Source organism: Chryseobacterium sp. ERMR1:04 (assembly GCF_001297705.1).
Taxonomy (GTDB): Bacteria; Bacteroidota; Bacteroidia; order Flavobacteriales; family Weeksellaceae; genus Chryseobacterium.
In genome coordinates this window covers 758466-779575 of sequence record NZ_LIRF01000003.1, presented here as the reverse complement: position 1 = coordinate 779575, position 21110 = coordinate 758466, and the positions used below count along the sequence as shown (strand labels likewise).

The 21110-nt window shown below is 33.5% G+C and carries 17 protein-coding genes and 1 riboswitch; of the genes, 5 read left to right on the top strand and 12 right to left on the bottom strand.

The genetic code is table 11. From position 1 onward, the window contains the following. Nucleotides 1-63: 63 nt before the first annotated feature. Nucleotides 64-3390 (bottom strand): T9SS type B sorting domain-containing protein, encoded by a 3327-nt coding sequence (locus tag AMQ68_RS03655; protein ID WP_054509250.1) that lies wholly within the window; start codon nucleotides 3388-3390, stop codon nucleotides 64-66. A 181-nt stretch (nucleotides 3391-3571) separates the two neighbouring features. Here AMQ68_RS03655 and AMQ68_RS03650 point away from each other — a divergent pair, with 181 nt between their 5' ends. The 4 genes from AMQ68_RS03650 (at nucleotide 3572) to AMQ68_RS03635 (ending at nucleotide 9880) form a co-directional block, all read left to right on the top strand. Further along, nucleotides 3572-4165, top strand: a complete 594-nt coding sequence (locus tag AMQ68_RS03650) for a TetR/AcrR family transcriptional regulator (protein WP_054509249.1) — start codon at nucleotides 3572-3574, stop codon at nucleotides 4163-4165. Nucleotides 4166-4262: 97 nt separating this feature from the next. Then, complete coding sequence (locus tag AMQ68_RS03645; RefSeq protein ID WP_054509248.1) at nucleotides 4263-5615, top strand: TolC family protein; 1353 nt, start codon at nucleotides 4263-4265, stop codon at nucleotides 5613-5615. 10 nt (nucleotides 5616-5625) lie between these two features. Then, nucleotides 5626-6687, top strand: a complete 1062-nt coding sequence (locus tag AMQ68_RS03640) for an efflux RND transporter periplasmic adaptor subunit (protein WP_054509247.1) — start codon at nucleotides 5626-5628, stop codon at nucleotides 6685-6687. 7 nt (nucleotides 6688-6694) lie between these two features. Further along, nucleotides 6695-9880 (top strand): efflux RND transporter permease subunit, encoded by a 3186-nt coding sequence (locus tag AMQ68_RS03635; protein WP_054509246.1) that lies wholly within the window; start codon nucleotides 6695-6697, stop codon nucleotides 9878-9880. Between the two features lie 1112 nt (nucleotides 9881-10992). On the opposite strand, the gene AMQ68_RS03630 is transcribed toward AMQ68_RS03635, so the two are convergent. From AMQ68_RS03630 to metE, 5 genes are all read right to left on the bottom strand, one after another. Then, a complete protein-coding gene (locus tag AMQ68_RS03630; protein WP_054509245.1) occupies nucleotides 10993-11439 on the bottom strand; it encodes a KTSC domain-containing protein in 447 nt (148 codons plus the stop codon). 157 nt (nucleotides 11440-11596) lie between these two features. Continuing rightward, nucleotides 11597-12376: a hypothetical protein gene (locus AMQ68_RS03625; protein ID WP_054509244.1), complete on the bottom strand. Its 780-nt coding sequence runs from the start codon at nucleotides 12374-12376 to the stop codon at nucleotides 11597-11599. Nucleotides 12377-12400: 24 nt separating this feature from the next. After that, a complete protein-coding gene (locus AMQ68_RS03620) occupies nucleotides 12401-12658 on the bottom strand; it encodes a hypothetical protein (RefSeq protein WP_369678599.1) in 258 nt (85 codons plus the stop codon). 97 nt (nucleotides 12659-12755) lie between these two features. Beyond that, nucleotides 12756-13403, bottom strand: coding sequence for a hypothetical protein (locus tag AMQ68_RS03615; RefSeq protein ID WP_054509243.1), 648 nt, complete (start codon nucleotides 13401-13403; stop codon nucleotides 12756-12758). 100 nt (nucleotides 13404-13503) lie between these two features. Next, nucleotides 13504-15819 carry a 5-methyltetrahydropteroyltriglutamate--homocysteine S-methyltransferase gene (gene metE / locus AMQ68_RS03610; protein WP_054509242.1) on the bottom strand — a complete coding sequence of 772 codons (2316 nt, stop codon included), beginning with the start codon at nucleotides 15817-15819 and terminating at the stop codon, nucleotides 13504-13506. 420 nt (nucleotides 15820-16239) lie between these two features. Then, a riboswitch (cobalamin riboswitch) is annotated at nucleotides 16240-16425 on the bottom strand. 153 nt (nucleotides 16426-16578) lie between these two features. Here metE and AMQ68_RS03605 point away from each other — a divergent pair. Further along, nucleotides 16579-17040 (top strand): Lrp/AsnC family transcriptional regulator, encoded by a 462-nt coding sequence (locus AMQ68_RS03605; RefSeq protein ID WP_054509241.1) that lies wholly within the window; start codon nucleotides 16579-16581, stop codon nucleotides 17038-17040. A 460-nt stretch (nucleotides 17041-17500) separates the two neighbouring features. On the opposite strand, the gene AMQ68_RS03600 is transcribed toward AMQ68_RS03605, so the two are convergent. The 6 genes from AMQ68_RS03600 to AMQ68_RS03575 all read right to left on the bottom strand — a co-directional run bounded on the left by AMQ68_RS03600 (nucleotide 17501) and on the right by AMQ68_RS03575 (nucleotide 21100). Next, nucleotides 17501-18031, bottom strand: a complete 531-nt coding sequence (locus tag AMQ68_RS03600) for a Crp/Fnr family transcriptional regulator (protein WP_071254650.1) — start codon at nucleotides 18029-18031, stop codon at nucleotides 17501-17503. A 77-nt stretch (nucleotides 18032-18108) separates the two neighbouring features. Further along, nucleotides 18109-18492, bottom strand: a complete 384-nt coding sequence (locus AMQ68_RS03595; RefSeq protein WP_054509240.1) for a VOC family protein — start codon at nucleotides 18490-18492, stop codon at nucleotides 18109-18111. A gap of 101 nt (nucleotides 18493-18593) precedes the next feature. After that, nucleotides 18594-19358 (bottom strand): hypothetical protein, encoded by a 765-nt coding sequence (locus AMQ68_RS03590; protein ID WP_054509239.1) that lies wholly within the window; start codon nucleotides 19356-19358, stop codon nucleotides 18594-18596. Nucleotides 19359-19543: 185 nt separating this feature from the next. After that, nucleotides 19544-19927, bottom strand: coding sequence for a hypothetical protein (locus AMQ68_RS03585; protein WP_054509238.1), 384 nt, complete (start codon nucleotides 19925-19927; stop codon nucleotides 19544-19546). Nucleotides 19928-19940: 13 nt separating this feature from the next. After that, nucleotides 19941-20321, bottom strand: a complete 381-nt coding sequence (locus AMQ68_RS03580; protein WP_241775047.1) for a hypothetical protein — start codon at nucleotides 20319-20321, stop codon at nucleotides 19941-19943. Between the two features lie 176 nt (nucleotides 20322-20497). Continuing rightward, entirely contained in the window at nucleotides 20498-21100 is a 603-nt protein-coding gene (locus tag AMQ68_RS03575) for a hypothetical protein (protein WP_054509236.1), read from the bottom strand. Between the last annotated feature and the right edge of the window lie 10 nt (nucleotides 21101-21110).

The window sequence follows — 21110 nt, the reverse complement described above, 5'->3', positions numbered from 1 at the left end:
TTTTAATTTTTTATAAAAGTATTATTTTTAATGATTAGAATTTCGTGTATGTTTATTCTCTGTTTATTCTCTGTTTTTAATGAGTAACCAACCGGTATAAATTCTTCCGTCAGAAACTTTTATGGTGTACCAATAGTTTCCTGTAGCTAGTGGAGTTCCGTTCAGTTTTCCATCCCATTCAAAGGCTTTTTTGATTGTTATTTCATTAAATACCAAAAATCCTCTTCTATCATAAACATTTACTTCTGTTTTAGGATAGTTTTCAAGGCCTGCTATTTTCCATTTATCATTTTTTCCGTCTCCGTTTGGACTCATTGCATTGGGAATATTGAAAATAGAAAAATTCTTTTCACCAATTATACATCCCGCTTTAGTTCTCACATATACCGTATATTCTCCCATATTTAAATTATTAAATACATGAGAATTCTGCCAAGTAAAATTATCTAGAGAATACTCATAATTTCCCGTTGCAGATAAAATTACGGTAGCGGTGTTATTGCTAATATTCACAGAGACAATTTCCGCAAGAACGGAATAACTGATCTGAACATTATCCGTATTTTCACACCCAAAGTTGTTGGTTACTTTTACAGAATATGTTCCGGGAGTAGAAACAATAATCGTTTGGGTAGTTGCACCCGTATTCCATAGATAAGAAGTAAAACCACTTCCTGCATCTAATGTTATTGTTTTACCCTTACAGAACTCTATATTTTCAGGGAGGCTGATTTTGGGTTTAGGATTTAAAGTTATATTTAATCTTACAGTTTTAAAGCAGCCATCGGGTGTCGCCACCTTCACGTAAATGATAGTAGTTCCTATATTTAAAGTATAGTTTGATGGGTTCGCGATGATATTTCCTGTATTATCTGTGTAAGTGAAAACATAGTTACTAGGTGTATTAATGATATCATCCTCGTAAGAATGAAGATTCACAATCATTGTATTGGCGATGGTTGTGTTACATAATGTATCTGAAAAGTCTATAGCAGGAACATTATTGGTGGAAAGGGTAACAGCAATAGCTAATTTTTCAGATTCACAAGCATTTAAAGTTTGGGTCACAAAATAAGTTTGCCCATGAACAAGTGGGGTCGTATTAGGCAAAGTAGTTCCCGTAGCATTATAAAACGTCAGGGAACCTCCTGTTATCACTAAATTGGATAGGGTAGGATTTGCAGAAGCACAAAAGTCTTGAGTAGCATTTGCTATTGGTCTTGGCGTATTGTTTACCGTACTCTGAATAGCAATTTTACCACTTTCACAACCGTTTATTGTTTGTGAAGCATAATATGTTTGTCCATTTACCAATGGTGTTGTTACCGGTAAACTCGTGTTAGCTGCATCATACCATTTGATGTTTTGTCCTGTGATTTGGATATCTGATATTTTGGGTTGATGAGTAGCGCAGAATGTTTGAGTTGCATTTGCTGTCGGTGTTGTTCCCTGTATTGAAAATACTTTGAAAGGTACCTTTTCACTTTCACATCCATTATTATATTGAGCTATAAAATAAGTTGCTCCCGGAACGATATAGGCATAATTACTTAATAGATTTCCGTTAATATCATAAAAATGAATATTTTGATTATTATTAATATTTAGTTGATTAAGTGTCATCGCATTTACATTCGTACAGAAATAAAAATCATTTACAACTAACGGAGACGGAGAAGTTTTAATGACCACATTAACCGCTAATCTTTTTGGATTAAAAGGGCAAGATTCATCTTGTACAGAGGCATAATAAGTTGCGTTATTTTGTAATGGAGTATTACTAGCTAAAGAAGTTGTAGAAATCAATGAGTCATACCAAGTTGTATATGAAGTTTTGGGATAAAGATCTTGAATCGTAGGATTTGTTAATGAACAAAAAGTCTGTGTTTTATCTCCGTCGGGAGTTCCATTGTAACATTTTCCAAATTTTTGGACAAAAGAATTCTGATAACCTTGATATGCTACAATTTCCTTTACATCAGGATCAGGATTAAAATCCTGAAAACTATCAAAATTCCCGGCATTAATAATATTTCCTTCGTAATCAATATTTTGACTTAAAGAATAAGTGGAAAAATCACTTTTATTAAATATTAATTTCCCGTCATTTCTAAATTTCAAATAATAAGCCCTCGATGAGTGCGAGCCGTAGCCAATATAATTTTGAAGCAGGTCTAATCTTTTTACCGTTTCCTCGCTACCATCATGCCCGTTAATAACTTTAAAAATTTCATCTGAATATTTTACAAAAAAATTGATTGTATTATCCGTATTTAAACCAATTGTAAGAAAATCATAACCGTCATCAGCCTTAATCACAGAATTCCAAACGTGCTGTCCGTTATTATTCACTTTATAAATTACATTTCTTCCTCCTGCAGGCAGATTTACCGATGCATTCGTGAAGTTAAAAGTTTGTGGTTCATAAAAAGTGTTGGCAGTATAAATATTATTATTAATATCAATTGCAATTTTTGAGTTTGATACAGCGTTCATTGAAGGGCCATAGGCTAAGTGCTGAAGCCATTGAGTACTTCCTGTAGAACTAAATTTTGCCAAGAAGAATCTATTCGTTGCCTGAGGAATATTCGCAGGAAAATATTGGGAAGAATTGATGGTCAATGTTCCATTGTAATTTCCTAAAACAACTATCTCATTGTTTTTATTAATCTTTACACAGTTGAGTTCTGCAGTATGAATCGGAATCGCCCAAGACAATGCTCCATTTGATGCATTTTTCATTAGGAATGAGCCATTAGGAGCTGGTAAAGGATGAACAATATTTGGATCGGGATCAAAATCTGTGAAAGATCCATTGTAGTTTGCGTATCTGCCTAAAGTTACAATATCATTATTTTCATCTACTGTACTCGTGAAGCTAGAAGCATATCGGTAAACATTTCCAAATATAAAAATACCATTGTTATCCCATTTGGTAATAAACCCAATTCCTTCAAAATTATTTTGAGCAAAAATATCATTGGTATTTGGGTTTAGCTTTAAATTATTTCCATCAGCATACCCGGAAATAATAAGATTATCCATTTTATCAACTGCCAAAGAGGTAACATATGAAACATAATCTGATTTAATTTCCTTAACCCATAATACATTTTTGTTTTTATCAAGTTTAGCAACAACGGCTCTTCCCATTTCTGTACTATTGGTGTTAAGAGAGACAGAACCAAATGAAATATTACTAACACCTATTGAAAACGGGGTTCCATAATTGCCACCTACAAAGATATTTCCTTGAGAATCTGTTGCGCTGAAATGTACAAAATGTTTGGTTGTATTTGTGGTGGTTCTTGTTTCAAAGTGCCATTGCAGACTTTGTGAAAACAGGAAAGCATAGCCAAAGAGTGTGAAAAAAAATAGAATTTTTCGCATGGGTTATTAATTTTCGGCAAATATATAAAAACCCTTTATCTAAAAGAGTTTTAAATAATAAATCTCTAACTGTATGCTATAAAACCTGATGCAAATCATAATATTTCCATTAATAATTTTGTTTAACAATTTTGTCAAAACAGATGATTGATTTATATTTGCACAAAATTGTTTAACAATAATGTCAAAACAGGCGAAAAAAGATCAAACTCAGGAATTAATCAAGGACACCGCAAAGCATCTATTCTTTGTGAAGGGAAAGTTTGACGCTACAACGCAAGAAATTGCAGATGAAGCAGGAGTCAACAGAACGCTGATCAACTATTATTTCCGATCGAGGGATAATTTGATTCAGATTATTTTTGATGAAGCTCAGAAGGTAGAGCAGGAAAAATCTAAGATCATTCAGAATTTAGATTTACCATTCAAAGAAAAAATGAGCCAGTTTATTGAGCATAGCTTGTCTACAAGCCTTCAATATCCTTATCTGGAAACCTATATCGTTTCGCAGATCAATAAGGGAAACTGTCATAAAAAAGATATTGAGGAAGATGAACTGAAAAAATTGTACAAAGATTTAAAGAAGGAAATGGCATTGGGAAATATTGAAAAAATGGAACCGATCCAATTTGTTTTAAATATGATCTCATTATTGGTGTTTCCAAGTGCAATCAGACCGTTATTGATGGAAAATCTTATGATAAGTGATGAAAAATTTGATAAGATTATTGCAGCAAGAAAGGAGATCATTTTAAATATGTTGTTTAAAAATTAAACAAGCTTAAAGTATTTTTAAAAATGAATCGTCCTTTAGAAATAAAAACGCTCACGAAGAACATTAGATTAAAAAAAATAAACGAAGTAATAATATTATGAAAAGAAAACGTATAACTGCAAATAAGCTAAAAATTGGGATAGCTGCTGCATTTATGATTTTCGGCTTTTCATCGGTGTCTGCTCAGAAGCAGGTTTCTTTACAGGAAGCTATTAAAGAGGCACTTCAAAATAAAGCAGAAGCCAAAAGAGCTGCTTTACAGATTAAAAAAGCTGAATATAAAATTGATGAAGCCAAAGCCAGTGCATTGCCACAGATAAGTGCTACTGCGGGTTTAACCTATAATCCGGTGATTCAGCAGTCTTTGCTTGAATTTGGAGGAGAAAGAATAACTGCCCAGTTGGGACAGCCTTGGAGCTCTAGTGCAGTGGTAAATGTTCAGCAGGCTATCTTTGATCAAAGAGTTTTTATTGGTCTTAAAGCTGCGAAATCTACAAGAGAATTTTATGTTTTGAATGCTCAGTTGACAAATGAACAGATCATTGAAAATGTAGCAACGGCTTACTATCAGGTTTTTGTACAAGTTGAAAACCTTAAAACCATAGAAGCAAGTTATGCGAATACTCAAAGGGTACGAAATGTTATTAAAAGCTTAGTAGATAATGGTTTGGCGAAAGCAATCGACTTAGACCGTACGAATGTTCAGTTAACGAATATTGGTTCAAACAAGCAAACATTAATCAATTCAGTGGAGCTTTCAAAAAATGCATTGAAGTTTTATATGGGAGTTCCAATCGGAACTGATATTGAATTGGAAGAAAAAAGCATTGAGCCAAGACCAGAGCTTATTGCGAGTAATGTGAATCTGGATGATCGTTTGGAAATCAAAGTAAAGACCAAAAACAGAGAACTTCTTCAATTCAATAAAAAAGCTACTGAGGCTTATCTTTATCCTACTGTAAGTCTTCAGGCCAATTATGGTTGGGCTGGGACAGGAAAGAATTTCCCTCTTACCAATGGGTTGAAAAATGGGGTTCTTTGGAGTGATTATTCAGCGATCGGTTTGAATATCAATGTACCTATTTTCACGGGTGGTGCTACCAAAGCTAAAATCCAGCAGGCAGAAATTGATATTCAGGATCTAGATATGGATATCCAAAATACGCAGTTAACTTTAAGCTTAGATTATAAGAATGCCATTACGAATATGGAAAATTCTATCATCAATATCCAAAGCACGAAAGACAATGTGGATCTTGCAGAAAGAGTTCAGAATAATACACAGTCTAATTATCAATATGGTTTAGCAACCCTTACCGAAGTGCTGGATTCTGAAAATGCTTTAACACAGGCAAAACAAAATTATTCTAATGCATTGTTAGATTATAAGCAAGCTGAGATCAAGTTAATTAAAGCTAAAGGAGAATTAAACACATTACAAAACCCATAATAAACTAGAAATGAAAAAAACTTTAATATATATCATCGTAGCAGCCGTACTTGTAGGTTTAGCCGCATACAAGATTGCCGGTAATAAAGAAAAGCAAAAGACAGAAGTTGCTGAAGTTGCAAAGCAGGTTGATAAAATTAACGTAAATGTAGTAACCGTAAAAAGAGAAAACATCAATACAGATTATTCTGCAAACGGTACTTTTCTTCCAAAACAGGAAATGAATCAGTCTTCTGAAATTGCTGGACGTATTGTGAACGTTATGGTTAAGGAAGGATCAAGAGTTTCTGCAGGTCAAGTCTTGGCAACGATTAAAAAAGATGCCATTGAAGTGGATGTAGCACAGGCTCAAAACAACTTACAGAATGCTGTTATTGATAACCAACGTTACGAAAATGCATTTAAAACAGGAGGGGTTACTAAACAACAGGTTGACAACTCAAGATTGCAGTTGAAAAATGCTCAGGCAGCTGTTAAAGCACAAGGAGTAAGAGTAAATGATGCAAGCATCCGTGCGGGGATTAGTGGAACAATTAACAAGAAAATGGTTGAACCTGGAACCGTGGTTTCTATAGGTACTTCTATGTTTGAGATTGTTAATATCAACAGTTTAAAATTATCTGTATTGGTGGACGAAAGCCAGATTGGAAGAATCCAGTTAGGTCAGGAAGTTCCCATTAATGTAAATGTATTGCCTGAAGATTCTTTCAGCGGAAGAATTACCTTCATTGCTCCTAAAAGTGATGCTTCTTTAAATTTCCCGGTTGAAATTGAAGTGCAGAACAGAGGAAACTTAAAGGCAGGTATGTATGCAACAGCTTTATTCAAAACCAATCATGGTGCTGAAACACAGAATATGTTGACCGTTCCTGCTGAAGCTTTTGTAAATGGAGTAAGTTCAGGACAATTATTTATTGTTGAAAACGGAACCGCTAAACTGGTTAAAGTAACGATCGGTAAAATTTACGGAGATAAAGTACAAATTTTAAGTGGTCTAAATGATGGCCAGCAAGTAATTACCAGCGGACAGATTAACCTTGATAATGGTTCAAAAATCAATATTGTAAAGTAGTACATCTATGAAGTTAGCAGAAATATCGATTAAAAGACCTACGCTAGTCATTGTATTATTTACATTGCTAACGTTAGGAGGGATCTTGAGTTATTCCATGATGGGATACGAATTGATTCCGAAATTTGAAACCAATATGGTTACGATTTCCACCATATATCCTGGAGCTTCACCTGCGGAGGTAGAAACTTCCGTTACCCGAAAGATTGAGGATGCGGTAGGATCGTTGGAAAACGTAAAGAAAGTAGAATCTTCATCTTATGAAAGTTTATCGGTAATCATGGTTCAGTTGAACGATGGAGCTGATGTAAACTATGCTTTGAATGATGCTCAGCGTAAAGTAAATGCCATTCTTTCGGAACTTCCGACGGATGTAAAAGCACCTTCACTGAATAAATTCTCTTTGGATGATTTACCGATCATGACGTTGAGTATTTCAAGTGATAAACTGAACAGTAAAGAACTTTACGATCTATTAGATAAAAAAATAGAGCCTATTTTCTCTCGTGTAAATGGGGTAGCGCAAGTTGACCTTGTTGGTGGGCAGGAAAGAGAGATTCAGGTGAATATTGATGAGAAAAAATTGCAGGGTTACGGGCTTTCTATTAGTGAAGTTCAGCAGGCAGTTCTTTCATCAAACTTAGACTTCCCAACGGGAGCTTTGAAAACAAGAACTGAAAAATCTACCATTAGATTATCAGGAAAGTATAAGTCTATTGAAGAAATGAGCAATCTTGTTATTTCTTCAAAAAACGGAGCACAAGTTCGTTTATCAGATGTTGCAGCAGTTTTTGATACACAGAAAGATACTGAAAAAGTAGCTCGATATAATCAGAACCCTACGATTTTATTGCAGGTTAAAAAACAGTCTGATGCCAATGCGGTTGCCGTTTCTGAAAGTATTCAGAAAACAATTGAAAGAGTACAGACAGATTATAAAGTACAGGGAATTAAGATTAAAACAGTAGATGACAGTACCGACTTTACGTTGGAAGCTGCCAACCACGTAATCTTTGACTTGTTCTTAGCAGTAATCTTGGTAGCGATTGTAATGCTATTATTCCTTCACAGTATCAGAAATGCATTTATTGTAATGGTTTCAATTCCAATCTCGTTGATTGCAACGTTTATCGGAATGTACTTAATGGGATACACGTTGAACTTAATGAGTTTACTAGGACTTTCATTGGTTGTAGGTATTCTTGTGGATGATGCGATTGTGGTATTGGAAAACATTTACCGTCACATGGAAATGGGTAAAAGCAAGATCAGAGCAGCGTATGATGGTGCTTCTGAGATCGGGTTTACTGTTTCGGCGATTACCCTGGTAATTGTGGTGGTATTCTTACCGATTGCAATGAGTTCAGGATTGGTAGCTAATATCTTGGCACAGTTCTGCGTCACGGTAGTTATTGCAACATTATTCTCATTGTTGGCTTCATTTACGATTATCCCTTGGTTGTCATCAAGATTTGGTAAACTAGAGCACTTAACAGGTAAAAACTGGTTCCAGAAATTTATCCTTTGGTTCGAAAGAATGATTGATAAATTTACCCACTGGATCACAGGAATCCTTGAATGGTGTTTGAAATCAACATTAAGAAGAATCATGACGGTAATTGTAACGTTTATTATTTTGATCTCTTCATTCATGTTAGTTGCTTTCGGATTCATTGGTGGAGAATTCTTCCCGAAAATGGACCGTGGTCAGTTCTTGGTTCAAATGGAATTGTCTAAAGATGCAACGATTGAAAAAACAAACCAGGTTACTTTAAATGTTGAAAAATATTTAAGAGATAATAAAGATGTAGTAGACATGATCACAACAGTGGGTCAGCAGTCTTCTGGATTTGGTGGAGCGCAGGCTACCATTTATCAGTCAGAGATTCAGGTAATCTTAACAGATAAGTCTATGCGTGCTGAAAGTACAGACATCATCGCGGCAAAAATGAAGCGTGATCTTGAAGAAAAATTCACAGGCGTTGAGTTTAAAACAGCACCAATCGGATTAATGGGAGCAGATAATGCACCTATTGAAATGGTAGTAACCGCTGCAGATAACGAAACAGCAACGAAGGAAGCAACAAGAATCTTAGAATTATTGAAAAAAGTTCCGGGATCTGTAGATGCTGAATTATCAACAGACACAGGAAGTCCTGAAGTAAGAGTAAATATTGACCGTGATAAGATGGCGTCTTTAGGCTTAAATCTTTCAAGTGTAGGACAAACAATGCAGACTGCATTTAACGGAAATACAGACGGAAAATACAGAGCAGGAGAATATGAATATGACATCAACATCCGTTTGGCTGACAACAACAGAAAATCAATTGAAGATGTTAAAAACTTAATCTTTACAAACCCTGCAGGTGAGCAAGTTCGTTTGAGCCAGTTTGCCGCTGTAGATATGAGTTCAGGACCGAGTTTACTTCAACGTAGAGATAAATCTCCATCGGTAAAAGTATTGTCAAAAGTAGTGGGTCGTCCTGTAGGAGACGTTGCTAACGAATGGTCTAAACAATTCATGGATAGTGATAAAAAACCGGCCGGTGTAAACTATATGTGGGGTGGTGATATGGAAAATCAGGAAGAAGGCTTCGGTACGTTAGGTATTGCTTTATTGGCAGCGATCGTATTGGTATACCTGGTAATGGTTTCACTGTATGACAGTTTTGTATATCCATTTGTGGTATTGTTCTCTATTCCGTTAGCGATGATTGGGGTAATGGTAATTCTTGCCTTAACCGCCAATTCATTGAATATCTTTACAATGTTGGGGATGATCATGTTGATTGGTTTGGTGGCGAAGAACGCGATCTTGATTGTCGACTTTACCAATGCGAGAAAAGCAGCGGGAGCAAATACACATGATGCCTTAGTTCAGGCTAACCACGCACGTCTTCGTCCGATCTTAATGACAACGATTGCGATGATCTTCGGGATGTTACCAATTGCTTTGGCAAGTGGAGCAGGAGCGGAGATGAACAAAGGATTGGCTTGGGTAATCATTGGAGGTTTAACTTCATCATTATTCCTTACTTTGATTATTGTACCGGTAGTATATTCAATCTTTGATTCTATCCTAAGACGTATGAAAAAAGGAGAAGTAATAGACTATGAAGCTGAAATTAAAGCGGATTATGTACATAAAGAACTAAGTGAAGACGGTTACACCCCGAAACACGTAGATTAATATAACAACCTTAATTAACCGAAAAAGCGCATCAGAAATGGTGCGCTTTTTTTTGTCATTGCGATGAGTGAAACGAAGAAGCAATCTCAAGCAGTAATTCTTAATAAATTGGATCTGTAATTATTTTGTAAGTCTTTGTTGAGATTCTTTCATCCAGTAAGGATCTAAGCAAAATTATTAGAGATTAATTTGGAAAGATTCGTGTTGAGATCCCTACGGGATGACAAAGTGAGTGTGAATTTGCTAAGTCAATCAAAATCCAGTATGTATTAAATCTGCGCAATCCGCCAAATCTGCGAGAGACAAAAGAAACTAAGTATTTTAAATCCTTGTTGAGATTCTTTCAGAATGACAAATCACACGCTTATTAATAACGTCATCAATTTTATCGCAGATAAAATCCTTGCGCCTTAAAAACAGTGAATTAATTATAATTTGCGTCTTTGCGATTTACCAACTAATCAAACATCCATAGTTTCCCAAGTCAATCAAAATCCAGTATGTATTAAATCTGCGCAATCCACCAAATCCGCGAGGGATAAAAAGAAACTAATTATTTTGTAAATCCTTGTTGAGATTCTTTCAGAATGACAAATCACACGCTTATTAATAACATCATGAATTTTATCACAGATAAAATCCTTGCGCCTTAAAAACAGTGAATTAATTATAATTTGCGTCCTTGCGATTTACCAACTAAGCAAGCATTCATAACTTCCTAGGTCAATCAAAATCCAGCATGTATTAAATCTGCGTAATCAGCCTAATCCGCGAGAGATAAAAAGAAACTAAGTATTTTAAATCCTTGTTTAGATTCTTAGGAAATGACAAATCACACGTTTATTGATAACATCCTCAATTTTATCACAGATAAAATCCTTGCGCCTTAAAAACAGTGAATTCATTATAATTTGCGCCTTTGCGATTTGCTAACTAATCAAACATTCATAACTTCCTAAATCAATCAAAATTCAGAAAGTATTAAATCTGCGTAATCCGCCAAATCAGCGAGAGATAAAAGAAATCAACCCGTCTTGTATTTTTCCTGAAATTGAAATAAAAAAGGCTTCCGGAATGAACCAGAAGCCTTCGCTTATATTGTCTATGGAGAATTAATCTACCATCACCTCACCAGACTTTCTGTAGATGAAGCTTCCATAAATATGTCTTCTTGCAAAACGGCTTGGCGAATCTGCGTTAACCATTTTGATATATGTATTTCTTGGAACGCCGATGTATTCATACATTTTTCCGTTTAAATGCTGAACTTTCAAGACCGCTTTTTCAAGATAGAAATCCTGAATATTAGATTTTGTGATTGTTTCCGTATATTCTTCTTTATATTTTTCCTGCGTTTCTGGGTTGATGCTCACCAAAAAGTGGTAGGCTTCAATGATTGTTTTGCTTTTTTCTTCAGCTTCCAGTTTGCCAGCTTCGTCATTGATGAATTTATCAGGATGCGTATCTTTCATCGTATTCCTGTAAATTGTTTTTAATTCTTTCAATGTAACGGTTTTATCAACCCCAAGAAGCTTTCTGTGCTCACCAACTCTTTTCATATGTAGATATTTATTGATTTAAGGTCATCTATGAAATCGCCCTTCCTGTATGTTGTACAATACTTTTATTGGAGATTTAATACGTATGATCCTTATTTCGGGGTGCAAAATTAAGCTTTTTAATTGAAAAAGCCATAACTTATTCAGTATTAATTTATTATTCTTTTTCGTAGATAACTGCAATGAATTTTGCAGGAGCCCATTCTCCCTTTTTACTATTTTTATCTTTTAATTCTTTAAAAAGATTGTACGGACCATTAATTGTCATAGTGTATTGATCTCTATTTTTTAAATTAAATTCGTTTGCTATATATGAAATGCTATGTTCTTTACCATTAACAATTTTTTCAATTTTGGGTTTTAAATAATCATTAATAGCTTTAGGAGAGGAGAATATTTCATTTTTAGGGAATTGTAATTCAAAAGAACCTTCATAAATAAAAGTTGGTTTACTTACATATAAAGTTTTTTCTTGTTTTAATATTTCTGTATTAAACTTATTAAATTCTTGTTCAGTTTTAAATTCCTTTTCATACCATTTATAAGTTAAAGGATATTTTTTTGAAAGTTTTTCTAAGACGGAAATATTAAATTTGTAGCTTTTACCATTAATGTGTGCATTATTTAGTGCTGGACTAATAGAAACTCTATAAAGTTCCTTGTTTGCTTTTGTTAAAATGATAGTAAAATGATTTCTTTCCCACTCATTTTCTGTATTATCTCCATACTCAACTGATTCTATTAAAGAATCAATAACTTTTTTATCTGTAATTATAAAATTATATTTTTCGTAGGTTTTATTTTTATCCCATTTGGGATACATTCCTATTATTTTAACAGAATCTGTAGTTGTTAATTTATCGGATTTTAAAAGTTTGTTTTGACTATAAATACTTTGGCTCAATGCTAAAACAATTAGCAAAATAGTTCTCTTCATTTTAATTTAATATAATTTTCAAAATTATTGATTTTCATGAAAATATTCATAGGCAAGTCCTTCCAAATCTCCGCCTTCAGAGATTAAGTTATCTTCTTCATCATAAATTTTAAAACTTTCCTGATTGTCTCCAATACTTGCAGAGCCATCCAAACCAAGTAAGATAGTGTAAAAGCTATCTGTCAATAGGTGAGAAACTATTTCTTTTAATTTCTCAGTTTGTAATTTATCTAGATTTAATTTTTGTTGAAACAAGAGTTCTGTATTCTGATTGCGTATCAAAACTTGAGTTGAGAATGTTCTGTTTTTCTTTGTGGAAGTTTTTTACGAATTCTTCGGTGGTCATTTGAATATTAATTAATTTAAAAAAAATTGCTCATTAAGAATTTGACGCTCTTAAAATACAAGCCCACAAGTTACCATGATTAAACCAAGAAAATAAATATTGATTTTTTAACTCAAATAATATTTTTTTACCACCAATGCTTGTATCATATATTTTAGCTTCTGATAAGAAGTTATTAGATATGTCATAGCTCCAATTCTTAGAAGCTTTATTTTTAGGATTTATAAAATGTTCATAATCCGTTAAAACTAAACATGTAGTGAAAGAAACAAAATTGTTTATTAGATATAACTCAGAATAATGTAAATCTTTATAAACTTCACACATAAATATATCACTTCCTCCTCTGTTTTTCCCTGAGTACGCCAATTTTTTATAAAACTTTAATTCAATGGAATGTTTTTTATGGATTTTTGAATCTTTGTAATCTATAATAATGTCTGCAATAACTTGTCTATTATTTATAATATATGATGATTCTAGTTCTATCTCAAATCTTTCATCAGGAGAGAATCTTACTAATTGCAAGATGTTATTTAAGATATTTGCATAATGAAGTTGTAGAGAGGCCTCTTTGTTAACCTTTATTTCATTGTTATTAATTTTTGATAAGCAAATTTTCCAAGCAAAATCAATTGACCATTGTATTTTTTCATCCAATGCAATAGGTATTTCATTCATGTAATTTTAAATTCATTTTAACAAAAATAAATATTTATTTTATATTAATTATAAACAAAAACAGGAGCCCAAAAGGCTCCTGAAAAAAATATCAATAATTTTAAAGCGTCTCCAAAGCAAACTCCTTACTCATCTCCCTCGAAGCTTCCACCATCGCAATCAAAGCCTTCTCCGTTTCATCCCAATGACGGGTTTTCAACCCACAATCCGGATTCACCCAAAGTTGCTGTGCAGGAATTACGGCTTGTGCTTTTTTCAGCAATTCCACCATTTCCTCTTTGGATGGAACTCTTGGCGAATGAATGTCGTAAACTCCCGGACCAATTTCATTTGGATATTTGAAGTCTGCAAAAGCATTCAACAGTTCCATCTGGCTTCTGGAGCATTCTATGGTGATGACATCGGCATCCATATCGGCTATATTTTGGATGATGTCATTGAATTCAGAATAACACATGTGCGTATGAATTTGGGTCGCATCTTCCACACCGCTTGCCGAAATTCTAAAGGCTTCAACGGCCCATTTCAGATAATTCTGCCAGTCAGATTTTCTTAAAGGAAGCCCTTCACGAATGGCGGGTTCATCAATCTGAATAATTCTGATTCCTGCTTTTTCCAAATCATTCACCTCATCACGAATCGCCAAAGCAATTTGTTTGCAGGTTAATGAACGAGGTTGATCGTCACGAACGAAAGACCATTGAAGAATCGTAACAGGGCCTGTCAACATTCCTTTTACCCATTTTTGAGTTAAAGATTGAGCGTATTCCGACCAATACACCGTCATCGGATTGGGTCTGTGAACATCTCCAAAAATAACCGGCGGTTTTACACATCGACTTCCGTAACTTTGAACCCAACCGTTTTGCGTAAAAGCAAATCCGGACAATTGTTCCCCGAAATATTCAACCATATCATTTCGCTCAAATTCTCCGTGAACCAAGACATCAATCCCGATTTCCTCCTGCCAGCGGATGGTTCTTTCGGTTTCCTGTTTCAGTAAAGTATCGTATTGTTCAGCGTTCAGTTCACCTTTCTTAAATTTTGATCTCCAGGTTCTCACTTCTTTTGTTTGTGGAAACGAACCAATTGTGGTCGTTGGAAATAATGGAAGCTGAAGAACTTCTTGCTGAGTTTCCTTTCGTACATTAAATGGAGAATTTCGTTTTGCATCATCTTCAGTGGTTACCTCCACACGGTTTTTCACGTCGTGATTATGAATTAAGGTTGAAGTTTTACGGTTTTCAATCGCCTTTTTATTTTCAGCTAAAGCTTGTAAAACATTGTAATCCGGATTTTCTGAAGCGAGTTTTTTTAACGTAACAATTTCATAGACTTTTTGTTTGGCAAATGCTAACCATTGCTTGATTTCAGGAGATAGAATCTCTTCATTTTTCTCTGAATCAAGGTCGAAAGGAGCGTGAAGTAATGAACACGACGGAGCAATGAAAATTCTTTCAGAACCAATTTTTTGAACGGCTTTATTAATGAAAGTAAGAGACAGACTGAAATCATTTTTCCAGATATTTCTTCCGTCCACAATTCCTAAAGAAAGGCTTAATGAATTTGGAATGATTGATAACACTTCATCCAATTGCTCTGGTGAACGAACCAAATCAATATGTAAAATATCGATGGGAAGGGAAGTTGCCAAGGCAAGATTATCTTTTAATCCATCAAAATAAGTGGCTACAATGAATTTCAGATGAGGAAATTGCTTTCTGATCTCTGCGTAAATAGATTGATACGTTTCTTTAGCTTTTTCAGTTAAATCTAATGCTAAAAACGGTTCATCAAACTGAATATATTCTGCACCATGATTTTCCAGTTCCTTTAGAATTTGAATATAAACCGGAATTAAGTTTTGCGCTAAATCTAATTTGTCAAAGCCTTCTTCTTTTTCTTTCCCTAACAACAAATAAGTTAACAACCCAATAATTACAGGTTTTGCATTGATTCCTGCCTGTTTTGCACTGATAAATTCTTGGATGATTTTATTGGAGAATAATTTGAATTCCTGATTTTTCTGAAATTCAGGGACAATATAATGGTAGTTGGTATCAAACCATTTGGTCATTTCCATAGCGGTGATGTCCAAGCCGTCTTTCTGGAAACCTCTTGCCATTGCAAAATAAAGGTCGAGTTCAGATTTCTTGAAAGCTATCTCCTGGTAACGCTCTGGAATGGCTCCGACGGTCAATGTCATATCCAACACCTGATCGTAATATGAAAAATCATTGCATGGAATAAGATCGATTCCTGCTTCCTGCTGTAATTTCCAATTTTGGTGAGAGATGGTTTTACCCACTTCTAATAATTCGTTTAGTGAAATTTTGTCAGACCAATAATTTTCACAAGCTTTTTTTAGTTCTCTGTTGCTACCAATACGCGGATAGCCAAGTACGTGTGTTTGCATTTTCTTTTAAACTTTTTAATTAGTAAATCATTATTTTAAAAGTTCTTTTAGAATGCTTCGCAATGTCGCAGAAGAAAAAGATTTTAGGAATAGAGTAGATACATTGAGACCGTGGTTTTTCTATTAAATAATAGAATTAGATGGATGTTTTTTTGACGCAAAGTTTTAATTCAACATGCTTTATATTCTAAGAAAGCAAAGAGCTAATCAATAAATTGATTTTATGAAGCGGGCGTATAAACCAGAAGCTTCATCATCGACAATGTCGCAAATCTTTGCTCCCTAAAAATAAGAAGCTATATCAAAAAAACTTTGCGTTTAAAATTAAATCAAAATTAAAACTCAATTTAAATTAAAATTTCAAACCCAATACGTTCACAAGTATCATCTGTATGACCCAAAAGCTTCAAACCGCGAAAGCATTGTCAATTCGGAATAGGCAGGTCTCCTGACTTGTAACAGTTTTTGTCATCCTTCCCGTTTGCACAGTGGATTTTCTAGGACAAAAACCTTTGGTTTGTTACTTACAGTTGCGCGACAGTTCGTGATTTTCACACGATTCCCTATTCATTTACCTTACGTAAAACCTTTTCCGTTTGATGAAGTATGTTAAAGAACAAATCTTGGGTAAAGGTATTGAATAAAGTGAATTGATTGGTTTTGTTTTAAATATTAAGCATATTGTTTTGTTTTAATTATTTTTAGAAGTTAATTATTCTGTAAATTTGAAAAACATAATCAAAAAAAGAATATTATTCTGTGGAAAGACTGGATGAAAAGGATCTTCAACTGTTAAGAATCCTACAAAAGAATGCAAAATTGACGGTCAAAGAGTTGGCGAAAGAAGTTAATCTTTCAGCATCGCCTGTTTTTGAACGAATGAAAAGACTCGAACAGGAGGGTTATATTAAACATTATGCAGCCGTTTTGGAAGCCGAAAAACTGAACCGAGGCTTCACCGTTTTTTGTCAGGTAAAACTGAAAATTCATGACCGTTCTGTTGGAAATGAATTCGTTAAAGATATTTTACAGATTGGTGAAGTAGCTGAGTGCTATAATATTTCCGGAGATTTTGATTTCCTCTTAAAAGTTCAGGTAAGGGATATGAAACATTACCAAGATTTTGTATTCAATAAATTAGGTTCTGTAGATTCTATCGGAAGCACGCACAGTACTTTTGTAATGGCAGAAGTGAAGAATATTTATGGGGTGAATATTTAGAAAATTGATGAATCAAAAACCGATTACTGATTCTATTCATCTCAAAAGATAATATTGTGCAAAATTCAACATTTTTTTATCTCGCTGATGTAACAGATTGAGCTGATTCTTTGTTCAATTTTAAGTCTAAAAAATATTTTTTACAAACGAAATTTACTAAGTAATGATGCTGGCCGACCTAGGAAGATGTAGCGTTAATAAAATGAGTTCTGAGAACGTTAAAAAAATTCTATTGTTTGAAGCGCGGGACAAATTTAGAACCGAAGAACAAATAGTAAATTCGCGCAAGTTTTAGAATTTTTAGTGAACAGAATTTATTTTTAGCGGAATATTCCAGTCTTGAACTTTTGGTCCTTTTGCTTCAAGGTAAAAGGACAAATGAAAATAAGATTATTCAAAATGAAATAGTCTACAACCTTCATTTAATTAAAATTTACTAAAAAGATCAATTGTTTTTAAATCACTTTCTACTCCTTATTCTACTCAAAGAAACAGAAGTAATTCCCAGATAAGAAGCAATATAATGCTGTGGGATTCGGCGGATGATTTCTGGGAATTGCGAAAATAAATCATGATATCTTTGTTCAGCAGTGTCTTTTATTCGGGAAATAAATAATTTTTGATACTGAAGTAAGCGCTTTTCTAAAGAAGCATAATAAAACTCCTTAATATCCGGATCAAGATCCATTTTTTGTCTGAATTCTTCGAGAGAGGTGCTGTAAACATCAATGGGCTCTATTGTTTCTATATTGTATAAGCTGGGAGAATTATAGAACAGACTTTCCCAAGACGAAATAAAAGCACCTTCAAACATAAACTGAAAGGTAATTTCTTTTCCGTCATTATTAAGCCATCCTCTGGTAACTCCCTTTTTTATATAGTATAATTTACGGGCTATTTTACCTTCTTCGATTACAATTTCTTTGGCTCCAAACTTTTCTTCCGTAAAATTACTGAGGATGATAGGGAGAATTTTTTCATCAAGTTTCATAGGTGTTAGGAAATAATCTAAACTAAATTAGTTATTTTTTTAATCTCCTTTTCATTAAGTGTCCTATTTAGAATGATTTAACTTAAGTAGTTGCTTACTTCAATGAGATTCTCATCAGGATCGCGGAAATAAATGGATCTTATTTTGCCTAAAGCACCTGTTCTGTCGACAATGCCTTCAATGATTTCAATATTTTTCTGTTTTAATTCTTTTAAAACGTCATGAATATCGGTTACCGAAATAAAACAAAGATCTGCAGAACCAGAAGTTGGATGCTGAGCCTTGGGTTCAAATTCATGGCCTTTTTGATGAAGATTAATCTTCTGATTTCCAAAAGTCAATGCTTTTCTGTTATCTCCGAAGGTTACGACCTGAAAGCCCAAGATATGGGTATAGAATTCAACTGTTTTTTCAATATCAGCCACGGTTAATACGAGATGGTCTAAATGGTGGATTTCCATAATTTATTTATTTGTCATTCAAATTTCGGAAGAATTTTCAAATTTATAAAACGTTTTTTTTCGATGACATTGATCGGTGAAAATGATTATGAAATGGAGCTTTACAATGATTTAAGAGGGATTATTTTTTCTTGAATAAGCTTAGCTTTCAAAGCATCTGCATATTGATGGGCAAATTTCTCTTTTTCAACTTTTGGAAGACGGAAATAAAAATTGTTTCTGGCTTCTTTTAACTCATCTTCTTCCTCCTCATTTCCGGGTCTTTCAACCAGTTCTAAGTAATGAACATAATGTCCAAATTCGTGCAATAATGTTCTGTAAAGTTGCGTGTTTCTTGAGGGGTCAGGTTTTATATCAGCGATAAATTCTCTTTTATTTTCATTGAATATATGTCCGTCCTGTTTGAGTCTTTCAAACTCTTTTTGATCTTCAATACTTTGTTTTCGAGACCAGATTACTTTTTTACTTAAATCAATAGTATCTAAAATGATAGCGGGAAAGTATTCATTTTCAAATTCATAACTATAAATTAATCTCCCCCAGACTGAAGAAATGAGCTCTTCTTTTCTTTTAGGCTGTCTTAAAATAATGAATTTTAAATCTCCATAATCTTCTGATGGAATGTGTTCAATAATGTTAGCTAAATCATTAACAGAACATGCATGCATTGAATTTTCACGAGTTTCTTCAATGACAAATAAAAATTCATGATTATTAATAATCCTGATCTCCTTTGTATACTTTTCAATTCTTTCATAAAAAGAGAGTAAAGTTCCGTAAGGTGTAGAAATTTTAAGCTTGTTATTTTGCCCAAAACCTTGGTTTTCGGTGCCTATATTTCTGTTTCGTCGAGTTGGATTAAACATTGTTATTCTTTTGTATTTAGAAAAAATTATTCGAGATAGTTTATGTTGATGAGTCCTTTATTAAAATCCACTTTCACGGTATCATTATTTTGATATTCAAAAATAGATTTTAAATTTTTTCTGATTCTGCTTTTATTGATTTTTTCTAGATCCTTTTCATCTTGAACGGTTCCATTATTATGTAATCAAAAGGTTTTATCCTCTTTATGATTAATTACTTTATAGGTTTTTATGGTTTTTTGACCTTCCGTTATTGAATTGATGTAAAGTATGGTGTTGTCAATAAGGTTGTGTACTCCGAAATAGAAGCTAATTCCCAAGAATATAAGAACCAGAATAATTCCGGGAATCTGATGCGTTTTAAACGATTTTCGTATTCTAAAAATAATGATTGCTGCAATTACTATAAAGATTGAAACGGTATATTTCCAAGAATAAGTTTTAAAATGTTTTAGATCCTCAGATAAATACTTTTCTTTTATAATAGGGTCTAATATAAAGCTTTGTAATAAATACAAAATGATAAAACAGATGATAAATATAATTTGAACCCTTGATATTTTTGCCATTTATGAAGTGATATTATTTTTTACGACTATTTATATAAATTACTTCAGGGTTTTTTCCGTCAAGATCTCTTTTAGACCTCCCATACATTCCCACTTGAAGGTCGTCAGTATTTTCAAGTTCTGATGGACTTACATAAGTATACATGCCATACCCATGTCCTGAAACAATCCAACCTTCAGTTTTGGTTAGGTGGATGGTATTGAAGTCACCTGCTGGGCCACCTGCAAATACAGGTCCGAATTCTCTCATTTGCTTTATTGCTTCATGATTAACACTTTTTATAGTGTCAGCATTATCGAAAATTATATACGTCCCATTTTTAAAAAGAACCCAATCTTGAAATTTTGGATTGATGGCTAACTTAACATTCTTAATCAAGTCCTCTTTGTTCATCTTATTATTAGTATTTAGCTTGCTTTCATTTTTTGTGGATATTTGATTGGGATTTGAATTTGAAGAATTACAATTGCTTAATAAAAAAGAAATTATAATTAAAAGAAGATTATTTTTCATGGGTTAATTTTAGTTTATAATTTGTAGGAAACATTTGCTTTAGCGGTATCTATTTTCTACAATCCATTTTTAATTTTTCGGGTTAAAAGAATGATCAAAAATGTATTGATGAACGTAAGATAAAACCCTATTTTAATTTGGTTTAGATCTACAACAACTTCACAGGCATAATAAAGAATTATGGAAGTCACTAATAACAAAAGATTTAAAGTCCCGAGTATTGTAATGAAGGTTATTTTTTCAAAAAATGAAAGAATCAACATGCTTATTGTAGAGATAAAAAACAGGATTAATGCTAAATATGGATAAAAATTTAAATCGGAAAATAATGATGCATCAAATGTTCTGTTATTAGACTTAAAAGCTTTTAGCAAAAGGGTATAAAAATTATAAGTGTACTCTTCTTTTGCTTTTTGAATATTTACTTTTCGTTCTTCTAAAGCATTTTTTAAATACTTTTCACTTTCTTGTTTAGATAGTGCTTCTACTTTAATAGTGTCCGTAATAACGGTCTCAGAAGTTTCGCTACCCTGTACTATTTCAGTAGGAACAGGAATGAGCTTGTCCAGCGATTGGTCTGAACACGTTCGTAAAAAGGGTAGGAGAAATAAGAGAAAACTTACTGAGAGTAAGGATCTTAGTTTTGTAAGGTCTTTCATGGTTGTTAGT